Origin of the sequence: Pseudomonas sp. 10B238 (assembly GCF_000970615.1) — a bacterium.
In the GTDB taxonomy this organism is placed as follows: Bacteria; Pseudomonadota; Gammaproteobacteria; order Pseudomonadales; family Pseudomonadaceae; genus Stutzerimonas.
Genome location: NZ_KQ033927.1, coordinates 246,102 through 259,122, shown reverse-complemented (window position 1 = coordinate 259,122; position 13,021 = coordinate 246,102). Strand labels below are relative to the sequence as shown.

The window sequence follows — 13,021 nt, the reverse complement described above, 5'->3', positions numbered from 1 at the left end:
TCAAGGAATGAACGCATCACTGGTCATCCTGGCGTTAACCGTCGCCAGTTTTCTATTGGGTTTTCTACGCGACCTGTTCATCGCCAAGTCCTTCGGACTGAGCTGGGAAGCGGACCTGATATTCGTCGCATTGATCCTGCCGATATTTTTCGAGAATTTCCTCGGCCTCGCCCTGCGCGACGCAATGATTCCGTACCTGCAAAAGCTGCGCAGCCAATCCGAAGCCTTGTTTGAAGCCGTCAGCCGCTGGCTTTATTGGCGGGTCATGCTCATGGGCGCAGCCGTGAGTGCCCTCGCCATCATTGCAAGCTATTGGCTTCTGAACATGCTGGCGCCCGGCTGGACGGACGCTCAGGTTGCCGCCGGCCAGATCGTATTCTGCGTAGGCGCGGTACTGGTCGCCGTTCAGGCGGTTTTGTATTGCCAGGGTGCACTACTGAACATGGATGAGGTATTCATCCTGCCGATGACACGGACGGTGCTGCTCAACGCTGGCGCGATCGTCGGCATCCTGCTGTTCCAACCCACCGGCATGGTGATTTTCATTGGCATGCTGCTGCCCCAGCTGGCGTTGATCCTGGTCCAGCACCGGCGTATCGCGTACCTGCGCGGAGGCAACAAAGTCGAGACGAAGGGGCATGCAGGTGGCTTCGGTCTCGCGTTCGCGCCAGTGCTGCTGGCGGCTGGGGCGCAACAAGCCTGCATTCTTGCCGAGCGGATGTTCGCCTCCTACCTGGAGGAAGGCAGCATCACGATGCTGTCGTTTGCGTTTCGCATCGTCACCATTCCGCTCACGCTTTACGCCTTGTCCGTGCTCTCGGTGCTGTTCCCCCGCTTCGTCTCGAGCTGGAATGATGGCGACCTCAGCGGCCATGCTGCTGTTATCCGCAAGGGATTGCTGGCGACGCTGCTGTTCCTGGTTCCGGCGTCCGTCGTGCTCTGTTCATTCCCGCAACCGGTGGTCTCGGTGCTACTGGAACGGGGTCAGTTCGGCGCAACGCAAACCGACGCCACGGCCTCGTTGATGGTTCTGTATGCCCTCGGTCTCCCTGCGATGGGCTTGGCGCTGCTATGGGGACGCGCGCTCCTAGCGCAGCATCAATCACGGTTATTTCTGGTGATCATGCTGGTCAGTTCCGCATTTACGATCGGCCTCGATGCGCTGCTCTACGGTCCATATGGCGCCGAAGGCCTGGCAGTATCGTTCTCCGCCGGCGTGACCTTGCAGGCGCTTTTCATGGGGCTATACGTTTATCGCGCGTCGCCGGCCGGCCTGGCTCCAGGTGTCCTCGGGCGCTGGATCGCCACAGCCGTTACTGTTGCGACGGCGCTGCACTGGTTACCCTCACCGCAAGGGCTGTTGCAGTTGTGTCTGTATATCGGGCTGGTGCTCTGTGCTTTCGCAATAGGTGTACTGCTGCTCGGCGAGAGGGATCTATTTAAACCAGCCTATTGGTCTATGAAAAAGGCGTGACGGCTATTTCTGCAGAACCGTTGAACGACTAGTTAGCCACCAACTTTTGTTTCTATAGATGCAAAATATGCTAATTTTGTATCTACAGATTCAACGTGAGCATGTTAGCCATGGCAGCAGTTCTTCAAGCACAGGCGTTTACGAAAGATCAATGCGCAACCGGTCTCAAGGCTGCGGTAAATATCTTAGAAAGATGGCAGGCAACCACCGATCAAGCCTGCAACATTCTGCGCATTTCACGCAGCACGCATGCCCGAGCGAAGTCGGGTGACGCCTCTTGGTCGGTCAGCCTCGACTCGGACCAGATGCAACGCATCAGTTTCGTTCTTAATATTCATGCCGCGCTCCGGCTGATCTTCGACAATCCGGAAAACGTTTACGGGTTCGCGGCAATGGCCAACCACAACGAATTCTTTAACGGGCGTTCCCCATTGGAAATCATGGCCCAAGGCGACATGATTTCCTTATATGAATCGTTCCGTCGCATCGATAGCCTGCGAGGCGCGCAGTGGTGAACCCGAGCCAGCTACCGGACCTGGTTGATGCCCAACGACAGGCCTATCGGCTAGTCAACTCCAAGTTTCCGCCCATCGCCTTGTTCGATGACGTCGCCGATGCCGACGAGTTTGAAACGCTCTACCAACTACAAGCGCTGACCAATCCGCGGCTCCGAAACGAAACTGGACGTTTGGAGCTGATCTCGCGGTCTGAAATACCCTTCGGCATACCAGGCTGCTCATACGCTACTGCGCCGTTTACCCACGTGAACCCAGCTGGATCGCGGTTCAGTGACGGTAGCTATGGGGTACTTTATCTGGCCAGCACGATGGACACCGCGCTTGCCGAAGTTCGCCATCACCAGAACCGCTATTGGTCAAACGTGCCTGGGCTGAGCTATGAGCGCTTTGTTTTTCGAGGCTTGTCGTGCCGCTTCAACGAGGCCGGAATGCTCGATGCAACGTCAATTTCGATGACCGATCCGCTCTACGACCCGGAGGACTATACGAGTAGCCATCGCTTTGGGCGCCTGCTGAGAAAAAACCGGACACCCGGTTTGCGCTACCACTCCGTACGCAAGGCGGGCCAACACTGCTGGGCACTGATGACCCCAAAGCCCGTGATTTCGATCATCCAAAGCGAGCATTACGAGATGGTCTGGAACGGTGGCATTTCGAGTGTCAGCTCAATCGGCGCTATCTGAACATCGCCAGCTAGCCATCGCTCAAAAAGTGAAGGCCAAGCAGTTGCTCTCAGGGTAATTTCACGCTCCTGGAGCAAAAGAGCAAAGCCACTCGCTTGCCCGTAACGCCCTCCCCCCAGACTCAGCGACAATCCGCTCCCCCAAACTCCTTGCAGCAGAACGCCTTTCGGGCTGGTCCGATCCATAACGGCGGCTGAGTCTCGCCGAATCGCCAGAGGGACGGATATGCAACACCTTGATCTGCAGGTAATCGATCAGGCGCTTCAATGGGTAGCGGACGAACATGAGGTATGGTTTTGCACCGTATTGTCGACTTATGGATCGGCGCCGCGAGCGCCCGGTGCGCTGCTCGTAGCCCGGGCCGATGGCGCTCATGTGGGCTCGCTGTCCGGCGGATGCGTCGAGGAGGAATTCCTCGCCAGCCTGGCGCAGGGCGAACTGCAAGCACCCGCGCAGATCGTTCGCTACGGCGAAACCGATGACGACCGGCGTCGCCTACGGTTGCCCTGCGGCGGCATCCTGCAGGTGCTGGTGGAGCACCACAGACCGACCCCCACATGGCACTCCCATCTACGCACGCTACAGGCGACCCTGCTAGGCCAACAGCGCTTGCTGCGGCGAGTAGATCTGACGTCCGGCGCTGCCGACCTACTGCCGGACCACGGCGGTGAGCAGACCTGCCTTAAGGGTGAACAAGTGGATATTCGCATCGGCCCCGCGCTTCGGCTTCTACTTGCAGGGGTATCCCCCGTCGCACAGGCGTGCGCCAGCTTTGCCCGAGCGCTTGGCTGCGAAGTGATTGCCTGTGACCCGCGCGAGGAAATGCAGGGCACGCTGATTGAAGGCATCGAAGTGCAGCCAGTGTTGCCATCTGTATTCATTGCGTCCGGAGCGTGTCACGAAGCCACCGCCGTGGTCGCACTGACCCATGATCCACGCATTGATGACCTCGCACTGATGGAAGCGGTACGAACCCCCGCGTTTTATATCGGCGCCATGGGTTCGCGCCAAACCTCCGCCAAGCGGGCCGAGCGATTGCAGCGCGTCGGTGGGCTCGACGAAAAACAAATCGAGCGCATCCACATGCCCATCGGACTGGACCTCGGCAGCAAGACGCCGGCTGAGATCGCCCTTTCAGTGATGGCCGACGTGCTGCGCGTCTACCGAGGCAAAACGCGCGAAGCGCTTTAAACGCGCAAATTAATGCTGCAAGCCCCACCGCGTTTGGGTTCGGAGTGTTATCCACAAAAGCTGTGGATAACACTGTGAACATAGTCTGAATTACTCGGCCAAATGCCCGCCTGATGCGGGCTACGAACAGATCGACGAGTTTTTGCTCAGAACTTTTTAGTTCTTTAGATTCAAAGACTTAAGATATTTACCCGAAACAAACGAAACGGCTTGATATGACAAATGCTACAGCGAGGCCTCAATGTGCATAACAATTTCTTGTCAACCATTTTTTAAGACAGATTCGTCGCCAATTCACTAGACAAATCAAATTTGCCGTTCTATATGCGACGGCTTGTAATAGTCCTATGATTTGCAAGATGTAGCCGTGAAAACTTCCCCCCAAGATGAGGGCAGAAACCGATCGGCAACAATTTTCGCTTGCACAGGAGGCATCGCGGCTCCCAATTGAGAACTCGCTCACCCTTGTTATTTGGTCGCTTGGCGTTGCGCTGGCCTATCATGGCTCTTGCAATGTTCAGCCTCTCTCCAGAACCGACCATTGCTTCCCCGCGCTTCCTGGCGCGGTTTTTTTTTGGCCATTGCGTGGGGCCTGGCGGGTTTGCGAGCAAACCGCAATTCATCTTGGCTACAGCTTTAGACAAGGTGCCCGACCGTTTGCAAACCCCGCATCAGGACAATGCGTTGCGCTGTCCTAGCGATGCCTTCAGTTATAGGTGAGCGGCGACCGAAGCCGCCGTCTTGTTCAGTTAGATATAGACTTGGCGAGCGGCGCCGCGGGGAAGACGATTTCGACCCGGTAACTGCGCCAGTCGTTGGTGCCATTCGGCACGGGGCGATATCGATGGCGTTGGCGTTACGTGCTCGGCGATCGCTTTAGCATGCTTCGCGCTCTTTGCAGCGGCCCTGAGTTCGGCGAGGCTTGGGCTTTTGCGCACAGGTTCACTGGCGCTTCTTTCAAGGGTGCGAAGACAAAGTTTGCATGAAACCTTGGTTGAATCGTGAGTACTGGTTAGGTTCGATCCGATGCGTCCGCATGCCACAGTTCCTTCGGACCCGGAGTGATGAATGGCCAATGTGTTGTCTCCTGCTTTTTGGGGCGCGGGATTCTACATGGTCATCTTTTACTAATCGGATTTTTTTGGCTGAGGCCGCCGCTCGGATCCGGCTATTCAAACGTGCCGCAAGCAAGGTTCCAAGTGAGCATCATCGTCAAGCTACTCCTAGGTGCTGGCGAACGGGATCAGCTAACTGTGTCGTTCCTTGGATTCACGAGTACCATCCGATACGAATGACCAACCACCTCTAAAGAAAGCTTAAGTTCTGTTGGCTTTAAAAACCGATCCGCTGATATCGGATTTCAAGGTGCGTCTTTTCGCCAGTGCTTCGTGGAATTGGCGTCAGCTAGATAAAGCTTCTAAAGATATCTCCTGTGGGCTCGTGCCGAGCCGCGTCAGAGCACTGCTGGACGCCGACTACCGGGAGTTGCCAATGACAGGGCAACATTGCATCGCAGCGGCCGCCCTTCCGCCCATACACAAAGATCCATTTGATCGAATGCTGATCGGGCAAGCGCTTTCAGCCGCACGCGTGAAACTCATCATTTCCGCGACGCGGGCGAAAATCAAGTAACCCTCGAGCTACAGAAAAGCACTGACTCACCCGTTTGGTAGCCCGTGAGTCACAAACAATGTTGAGATACTTATAGGCCATAACTTCACCAAAACGTCGACTCCCTTGTCCCCGTGCAGCGATCATGCGTAGCCCTGTAGCTGGGCCTCGCCAGCTTCTTAGAGATGATCGGGCATCTCCGCCTACGGATGCGGCGTAAGGGTTAGTGACCATTGCGTCATAGCTGCCTTCGCCACTGACCCAATGGTTCTTGGCCATTACCGCCAGGAATCGGCCAAGAGCAGACGCTAAAAGAGCTGTTTTAGATCAGTGCTGACTTTACTTTAAGCTGCGATTGGGCGTCGCTTTGCGAGCACGGGCGGTAGCGCGGTGAAACTACAACCCGTGCCCCGTCCGTAGTAAAGCCCGTACGCGGCTCAGCGCGCCGACTTCGGTGGGTCGATTCAGCGTACCCCTTTGCCCATACCGCCGCCCATACCACCGCCTGCCCCGCTGCCCATACCGCCGCCCATGCCGCGCGCGGGTGGATCTTCCGGCAACGTCACACCTCGTTCTTTGGCTCGCTCGCGCATCTGTTCATGGTGCTGGACACGAATCTGCTCGCGCTCTTGTTGAGTGGTGGCTTGGCGCATGCGGTTGCGGTATTCCAGGCGTTCTTGCTGGGTCATGATCTGCGAGCCGAAGACCTGCTCGCCGTTACCGGCCGCGCCCTGGCCGCCGGCGGACTGCGCCAACGCTGCACCGGATAGCAGGGCCATTGAAAGGCCGATGGCGAATTTGATGCTTTTCATGAGTATCTCCTCGTCTGAATATTACCGGCGACGCGTCAATGCTCGCGCTCCTCGTCGTCGGAGTGTTGGGATGATTCTTCATCCCTGGGCTGACCGCCCATGTACTTCGGTCCCTTGCCGCGGCCACTGTCGAACACCTTGCCCTCCAGGGCCTTGCTGCCCCCTGGCCCGCCGGTGTGTCCGGAGTGGCTGCTTTCCTCGTGGGTCTGATCGCTTTGGCTGCTACCGTGGTCGCGGCCACCGCCGTATTTCGGTCCCTTGCCCTTGCCGCCGGAGCTGTGGCTGCTGTCGTGACTGGAGTGGTCGTCGGCTGCGACCAGCGGGCCGCTTATACCGGTCAGGGCCAAGGCCATGATTGCAGTCAGCGCAACGGATCTGTAACGAACGCACATATTGTTCTCCCAGCGCTGAGCCGGCTGGCCCGAGGGCCAGCCGGTCCATGCCTTACCTGACTTCGTTATCGTGGACGAACTCGATGACCTGCAGGTAGTCGTTGGCCGCCGCGGCGAAATCATCGGCGCCGCCTTCGGTGGTCGGGTCGGTCCAGCTGGTGCCGCCAAACACAGCGTCGTACAAGTTCACCAGAGTTGGTCTGTAGACATCGTCGGCTGCGTCGTCCGGATTGCCTGCATCTAGCACTAGCACAGTGGCGGTGGCATCGGCCCAGGTTGCGGTACGGTCGTACTGGTAGTCAGAGAAATCGTAATAGGTCGTACCGGAATTGATGCCGAGGATCGAGTTCATGTAGACCAGCGTATCGACGCCGATGGTACCGGTCTTATCCCCCGCGGCGGCGAGCAATGCAGCGGGGTCGAAACCTGCAGGCAGGGTCACGCCCGGTATCGTGCCGCTTGCCATGTACTGGTCGTATAGCGCTAGGTTCTCCCGCGGCGAGTCGATGGTGGTGCCATCGACCGTCAGCCGACCGCTTGAATCAATGGCGATCACCGCGCCATCGGCAGTCAGCTTGCTCAGCGCTTCGTTCAGTGCCTGGTCGAGCACCTTCGCCGGCGAACGACCGAGGTTCAGACGGCCTAGTTCGATTTCACCAGGAACCACATCCAATGTGGTATCGCCGACCGTTACCGAAGTTAGCAGATCGCCTTCTTCGTTGCGGGGTATGGCGACCAGCTTGCCGTCGGCATCCGTCACGGGAACCAGCGCGCCGGTGCTGTCGTAGTGAAACGCCACGACAAGCTCATCACCATTCGTATCCTCCAGCGGGACGCCATTCACGTCGCGCAGCAGGATGTACATGTCACCGAACAAATCGCCCTTCTTCGTACCGGCGCCGAACGGTTTGCCGCCACCGCCAGACTTGCCGCCTTTCACACCGGCCCACTCCGGACGGTCGCTGTCTTCTTCCTCCGAGGCATCGGCGCGAAAAATCTTGTCCACCGTGCCCTTACCGCCGCCCTTGCTTGAGCCGCCCTGGCCTTTTTCGCCGCCGCCACCCTTGCCGCCCTGACCGCCGCGGCTGCCGTGGCTATCGCTGCCACCCTTGCCGGAACCGCTGTGCTCTGCGGCAACGCTCGATGAGACGAAACTCAACGACAGCGTGCTTCCAACCACGAGCGGAGCCGCGAGTGCGACCAGGAACGCCCCGCTGGCAAGTCCGAACTTGTTGCGTTTGAACTGAGTGTTTGACATTACATTGCTCCTTTGCTTGCGGGGGCCGGTGCTTTAGGGCAGTTGCGCCAGGAAATCACCGGTACTGCGATTTCACCCTGACGGCGGGTCATCCGCCGTGGCTGATGTACTCAAAAGCGGAAGCCGAGTCCCATGCGGAACAGGCTCTCGCGGTTGTCGAACTCCATCTCGTCCGGGTTGCCATGCCCGGTCCTGAATCCATAGCTGTCGTAGTTGGTACGGGTGTAATCCAGGCGGGCGAAGGCCTGCTGGGTCAGCGGGATCTCCGCGCCGATGCCGTAACGCATGCCGTTGGCGTTGTAGCTGCGGTCGATATTGGCGTCCGCATTGCCGCCCTTGGCCCAGGTGGTGTTGAAGCGAGCGCGTACCGGGCCGGCACGCCCATAGAGCAGGGTGCCGTTGGGTAGGCTGTAGCCCAGGCGCAGCGCAAGGCCGTAATCGCTTTTCTTCTCAACGGAAAAGTCGCGCCCGCCCTCGCCGTTGGTTTCGCGGTTGTGCGACCAATCGGTCCTGCCTGTATCGACTTCAGCTTCGAGGCCAACGTACCAGCGGGCGAAACTGCGGCCGTAGCCGACGAAGGCACCGTAGATTCCGCCCATGCCGCTGAAGTCGCCGGTGTAGGCCTGCGACAGCGGTGGTGCTCCATCCTCGGAGTGATACCCATCGAGATGCGAGTCAAGACCGCCGTGACCGGCGTGGGCGCCGACATAGAAGCCCTGCACGGCCGGCTGTAGCGGGACTGGCGATGGTGCCGCGGCAAAGCGCCAGCCGACGCCGAGTCGGAACTGGCCTTCCTCGTTGGCGAAGCGTTCCGAGGCGCGGCCGTCGTCGTCGACATAATCCACGTCGTAGGCGTCGTAATCGGTGTAGGCGTATTCCATGCGCAGAAATAGACGGTCGCCGGCGGGGAGATCGGCGCCGATGCCCAGACGCGAGCCGTCCTGCCTATCGTCCTGTGCGCCTGACAATGCCGCCTGATCGTTGATCGTGTAGTAGGAGTCGAAGCGCGTGCGCACCCGTCCGACGCGCAGATACAGCAGCGAGCCGTTGTCCACCACGTAACCGCCACGCAGGCTCAGGCCGTAGCCGTCGTCCTTGTCGAGGGAGGTGGTACGAGCGTCCGTCTTGTCCTTGCTGAACGACCAGTCCGCGCGGCTCTGCTCGACATCGGCTTCGATACCCGCATACCAGCGGTCGAGCTGCCAGCCATAGCCGATAAACAGCGCCTCGCCGAGCCCGGAGGCACCGAATTGGCTGACATCGCTGCCGCCATCTCCGCGAGGACCGGAAGTCGTGCTGGCCAGTGGGCCGTGGCTCAGTGCGGCTCCAGCGTAGGGGCCATTGAAGAGCTGGTCGAGCGGCAAAGCGGCTAGCAGCAGATCACCAGCGGAGCGTTGCAGCGCCTGCGCGGGCAACTGATAGGTCTTTGAGCGTCCCGGCGTGTAGCCGACGCTGAATGTCACCTGGCTGCGGCTGTACTCGCCTTCCAAGTCGTCTGAGTTGCGGTCGATGACGCGCACGTCGCCGCCGACGTAGACGGTAGACGAGACGTAGTAGCGCAGCCCGGCGCCAGCATCGATAATCTTGTCCTGTCGCTCGTAGCTCTGATACTCGCTGTCGGTGTAGGTCGCGTGGCCCAGGGCCGACAAGCGACTGGTCAGTGCCCGTTCGACTTCGAAACCATACGCGGTATCCAGCGCTGCCGCGGCGTACGCACCGTCATCACTGACGGTGGTTTCCTTCAGCGAGCGGTCGATGAACCCGGTGACGAGGGTGGTGGGTGTCGGCCTCCAACTTGCTAATGCGCCGAAGTAGGGTTTGTGGATGTCCGAGAAGGTCGAGTAGTCGAAGCGCTGTCTCAGCATGCCGGCGAATACTTCCCCGGCGAAGCGCTGCTGCGGATAGGTTACGCGCAAACCGACCGCCGCCCGATTGCCATCCGAGTCACGGTTAAACGTCGTTCCGTTGATGTCATTGTCGTAGCGCCGACGATCGGTGGCGTACTGGATAAACGGCTCGTGGTTCGGCGTCAGCACATAGCCGGCCCGCAGCCCTAGCGAACTCAGGTTGTGCTTGCGATCGGCATTGTCGATGCGATCGCCGGCGAGGGTGCGAGCGTTGTAGTAGTCGTAGCTGTCGTAGGTGCCGCCAGCGCGTAGACGCAGGCGGCCGATCTCGCTGGCTCCCCCCAGGTATGCTTCATCGTGCTCATAGCGGGTGGGCTCGCGTTGCAGCTCCGGCCCGGCAGAGCCGGGGACATAGCGATCTTCATGATCGCGGGTGTGGCGTACGCCGCCGAATACTTTCGTTTGCTCGGTCAACTCGCGGGTGCCGTCGAGGCCCAGCCAGAAGTCCTCCACGTCTTCGGAGTCCGCGTCCTGATAGCGATCGAGGTCGGCGCCGAGATCGACGCTCAGTTCGTGCCGTTCCCAATCCGATTGCAGCACAAGCGAGGGTGAGAGAGTGAAGATGGTGTCTTCGGCTTCATCGGTACGCTGGGCGTAGATATTGTCGTCGCGGGTCGCTGAAAGCACGACCTGAGGAAGTGCGACGAAAGTGCCGATAGGCAGGCCAGGAAATTCGCGCGTGTCGGCCTTCTGCAGCGTAGCGCTGGTAGGAGCCGCACTGGGTGCCGGCTCTGGCGCCGCGTTGGCTGGCGTGACCGAACCTAAGCCGAGCACCGCCATCGCAAGTATAAGTTCACGGTCCATCGATCACGCTCCCCAATCCAACGACAAATACAAGGTTTCGCACGATGAGCGACCATCGCCGGCACCCCACAGGAGCTGGTACATCGCTTAATGCCGATTACCGTCATCTGCAACGTACTCCTAACTGCTGTAATAAGATTGATATAAATCATGCCCGACACGATGCCTGGGTTGGCTGTTGGTCAGCAGCGACTTATAGCGTCCGCCTGGTGTTGGCAATGCGGTTAGATGTGGTACCTCTACGGGGTGGAAACCGTTGCGTATGCCGCGTCCGCTCATGACCAATAGCGGACGCTTGGATTGCGAAAGCTTGTCTCCTTCGCCGACGAACCTAGTCCAGACTCGGTACAATTTGCGTCCAATTACGCTGGGCCATGAAGATGGCTGTATCGAACAAGGAACTCACCACGATGGCGTCTCCTAACAAGCAGCAAAAGCGCGCCCAGCGGGCTAAGGTCAAGGCCCAGCAGAACCGTTCGGGGATGGCGAAGGTTAATGTCCCGCATCCGTTGCTGGCCAATCCGTTTATCAATGAGCCGTTCGATGATGTCGAGATCGACCTGAGCACATTCGACTTCAAGGACATTGAAGAGAACGGTTTTGACCCGGGCCAATTTGACGATCTGTTCCAGGCCATGAAAGCCGCCGAAGGTATCAGCCTCCTAGCAATGTGCCTCGTGTTCCTGCAATACCCGGTGCTGGAGCTGGTGGTCGCCGAGGAAGCGGAAGACGCTGCCGTCGACTTCATGATGGGCTTGCTGATTGTCTATCGCGGGATATTTCACGGTGAAGACGAAGACACAGCATTGAACTGGGTTGGAGGCGACGCCTTCCAGACGGCCTACAACGAAGCTTCCTTGATTCTGCAGAAGAAGAACGCTCGGCGAACCTCGGCAACCCGTAGCTAGCCGCGCACGCCCGCAATACCTTGCGGCCATCGTGCCGCAAAGCCGAACGTGCCGGCAGTCTCTAGCGGATCGGTGCGAGGCGTCGATCAGACTCGTCATGTTTCACCATACCCGCGCATACCAAGTGCAACAGCGCAGCGGCCCGCATGGGAGACCGCGCGCATTTTGCTACGCCAGGACCTGCCGTATCGGGAACTCCATGACATGACTGCGAGCTCTCTCCTTGCTGCAACACGCGAAACCGTTCCACATCGACCTCAATCTGCATCGGCTGGCGCGGGGCTTGGTAATGTCCCGGTGAATCTGCGCGCATGCAGACCGCCGCGAAACCATACAGGCACGCATAGGCCGGTTCATGCATGCGCGATGCTCATAGGGACGGTCAGTGTCGCTGCGTTGATGAATGCTGTTTTAAGGCTTTAAGGTCTGTAACGAGCGCGGCGCCGACTTCAGCGATGGTAGCGTCGCGCTCCTCCAGCGTCAGAGTCGTTCCGGTCAGATAGACAGCCACTATTACCGGTTCAGAGGTCGGGGCGTTGCTCCCCTGAGGCCAGATCACGGCAATGACACCGCGTGAACCATAGCCACCCGACCCAGTGCGATCGGCAATTTTCCAGCTCTCTGGGAGGCTCGCGCGCAGTAAGGGGCCGCCAACTTTGTTGTTAATTAACCAAGCTTTCAGTTGCTCACGGGAGTGAGTGGAGAGACTGTCACCCAACAGCAGTGTCTCCAAGCTTCTTGCGGCAGCCATCGGAGTCGTAGTGTCACGCTCCTCGCCGGGACCGACATCGTTAAGCTCTGGCTCATAGCGGTCTAGACGGGTTACCGCATCGCCGATGGACCGCATGAAGGTCGTGAACCCCAGCGGTCCACCAGTGTGGCGAAGAATGAGGTTTGCAGCAGTGTTATCGCTCATCGAAGTTGTTGCGCTACACAGCTCAAAAAGAGACATGCCGCTTCCGCCGACACGATCCTTCGTAATAGGCGAATAGCTCTGAAGATCCGTTTCATCGAAACGAACGCGCGTATCGAGCTCGATCTTATCTCTGTCAGCCAGAGCAAGTAGGTGGCCGCACGAAAACGCCTTGAAGGTGCTGGCAATTGGAAAACGCTCGTCGCCTCGATGGCTCCAAGACTGTCCGCTCTCCAATGCAGTGACGCTGACTCCGATTTGGCCACCGGTGCGCGCTTCAATCGAGGCCACGGTCTCGGTAAGGACAGAGCCAAATCCGAACGAGGATGCCGAAATCGCCTGGTTAGAGCTCACGAGAACAGCGGCTCCCAAAGCCAGCGAAAGTGCGTGGCGTCGCAGGCGCTTCTTGGTTACGTATTTAGTGTTCAAGCTGTTTCTTCCTAAGCGCCACGGCAGGCAGGTGGACGACAAGGCACATTCGCGACGACTTATGGGACCGTTGGAGGCCAGAAGGCCCTAGCCAGGGGGCGCTCATGAAACAGCTCATTGT

Annotated in this window: 12 protein-coding genes; 6 read left to right on the top strand and 6 right to left on the bottom strand. The window is 58.9% G+C overall.

Annotation, left to right across the window (positions count from 1 at the left end; translation table 11 throughout):
• Nucleotides 1-7 precede the first annotated feature (7 nt).
• The 4 genes from RT21_RS01140 (at nucleotide 8) to RT21_RS01125 (ending at nucleotide 3,866) form a co-directional block, all read left to right on the top strand.
• Complete coding sequence (locus RT21_RS01140) at nucleotides 8-1,474, top strand: lipid II flippase MurJ (protein ID WP_046161245.1); 1,467 nt, start codon at nucleotides 8-10, stop codon at nucleotides 1,472-1,474.
• A 110-nt stretch (nucleotides 1,475-1,584) separates the two neighbouring features.
• Nucleotides 1,585-1,989, top strand: coding sequence for an antitoxin Xre-like helix-turn-helix domain-containing protein (locus tag RT21_RS01135; protein ID WP_046161244.1), 405 nt, complete (start codon nucleotides 1,585-1,587; stop codon nucleotides 1,987-1,989).
• Nucleotides 1,983-2,675, top strand: coding sequence for an RES family NAD+ phosphorylase (locus tag RT21_RS01130; RefSeq protein WP_046161243.1), 693 nt, complete (start codon nucleotides 1,983-1,985; stop codon nucleotides 2,673-2,675). The genes RT21_RS01135 and RT21_RS01130 overlap by 7 nt, the downstream gene beginning before the upstream one ends.
• Nucleotides 2,676-2,900: 225 nt before the next feature.
• Nucleotides 2,901-3,866, top strand: a complete 966-nt coding sequence (locus RT21_RS01125) for an XdhC family protein (protein ID WP_046161242.1) — start codon at nucleotides 2,901-2,903, stop codon at nucleotides 3,864-3,866.
• Nucleotides 3,867-4,615: 749 nt separating this feature from the next.
• Here the strand turns inward: RT21_RS01125 and RT21_RS24010 are convergent.
• Nucleotides 4,616-4,942, bottom strand: coding sequence for a hypothetical protein (locus RT21_RS24010; RefSeq protein ID WP_082082081.1), 327 nt, complete (start codon nucleotides 4,940-4,942; stop codon nucleotides 4,616-4,618).
• Nucleotides 4,943-5,192: 250 nt separating this feature from the next.
• Here RT21_RS24010 and RT21_RS24005 point away from each other — a divergent pair, with 250 nt between their 5' ends.
• Nucleotides 5,193-5,498 carry a PIN domain-containing protein gene (locus RT21_RS24005; RefSeq protein WP_234463634.1) on the top strand — a complete coding sequence of 102 codons (306 nt, stop codon included), beginning with the start codon at nucleotides 5,193-5,195 and terminating at the stop codon, nucleotides 5,496-5,498.
• 443 nt (nucleotides 5,499-5,941) lie between these two features.
• Here the strand turns inward: RT21_RS24005 and RT21_RS01115 are convergent, their stop codons facing one another.
• The 4 genes from RT21_RS01115 to RT21_RS01100 form a co-directional block, all read right to left on the bottom strand.
• On the bottom strand, nucleotides 5,942-6,289 hold the full coding sequence (locus RT21_RS01115; RefSeq protein WP_046161240.1) for a hypothetical protein: 348 nt from the start codon (nucleotides 6,287-6,289) through the stop codon (nucleotides 5,942-5,944).
• Nucleotides 6,290-6,324: 35 nt separating this feature from the next.
• Nucleotides 6,325-6,681, bottom strand: coding sequence for a hypothetical protein (locus RT21_RS01110; protein ID WP_046161239.1), 357 nt, complete (start codon nucleotides 6,679-6,681; stop codon nucleotides 6,325-6,327).
• 52 nt (nucleotides 6,682-6,733) lie between these two features.
• A complete protein-coding gene (locus tag RT21_RS22960) occupies nucleotides 6,734-7,939 on the bottom strand; it encodes a hypothetical protein (RefSeq protein WP_052724706.1) in 1,206 nt (401 codons plus the stop codon).
• 110 nt (nucleotides 7,940-8,049) lie between these two features.
• Nucleotides 8,050-10,650 (bottom strand): outer membrane beta-barrel protein, encoded by a 2,601-nt coding sequence (locus RT21_RS01100; RefSeq protein ID WP_046161238.1) that lies wholly within the window; start codon nucleotides 10,648-10,650, stop codon nucleotides 8,050-8,052.
• 410 nt (nucleotides 10,651-11,060) lie between these two features.
• Here RT21_RS01100 and RT21_RS01095 point away from each other — a divergent pair, with 410 nt between their 5' ends.
• Complete coding sequence (locus tag RT21_RS01095) at nucleotides 11,061-11,558, top strand: hypothetical protein (protein ID WP_046161237.1); 498 nt, start codon at nucleotides 11,061-11,063, stop codon at nucleotides 11,556-11,558.
• Nucleotides 11,559-11,940: 382 nt separating this feature from the next.
• On the opposite strand, the gene bla is transcribed toward RT21_RS01095, so the two are convergent.
• A complete protein-coding gene (gene bla, locus RT21_RS01090; protein ID WP_200598833.1) occupies nucleotides 11,941-12,900 on the bottom strand; it encodes a class A beta-lactamase in 960 nt (319 codons plus the stop codon).
• Nucleotides 12,901-13,021 lie beyond the last annotated feature (121 nt).

Coding starts and splice junctions, on each gene's coding strand:
- RT21_RS01095 (WP_046161237.1), top strand. CDS start 11,061: ATGGCGTCTCCTAACAAGCAGCAAAAGCGCGCCCAGCGGGCTAAGGTC.
- RT21_RS01115 (WP_046161240.1), bottom strand. CDS start 6,289: ATGAAAAGCATCAAATTCGCCATCGGCCTTTCAATGGCCCTGCTATCC.
- RT21_RS01100 (WP_046161238.1), bottom strand. CDS start 10,650: ATGGACCGTGAACTTATACTTGCGATGGCGGTGCTCGGCTTAGGTTCG.
- RT21_RS01135 (WP_046161244.1), top strand. CDS start 1,585: ATGGCAGCAGTTCTTCAAGCACAGGCGTTTACGAAAGATCAATGCGCA.
- RT21_RS01140 (WP_046161245.1), top strand. CDS start 8: ATGAACGCATCACTGGTCATCCTGGCGTTAACCGTCGCCAGTTTTCTA.
- RT21_RS01110 (WP_046161239.1), bottom strand. CDS start 6,681: ATGTGCGTTCGTTACAGATCCGTTGCGCTGACTGCAATCATGGCCTTG.
- RT21_RS01125 (WP_046161242.1), top strand. CDS start 2,901: ATGCAACACCTTGATCTGCAGGTAATCGATCAGGCGCTTCAATGGGTA.
- RT21_RS22960 (WP_052724706.1), bottom strand. CDS start 7,939: ATGTCAAACACTCAGTTCAAACGCAACAAGTTCGGACTTGCCAGCGGG.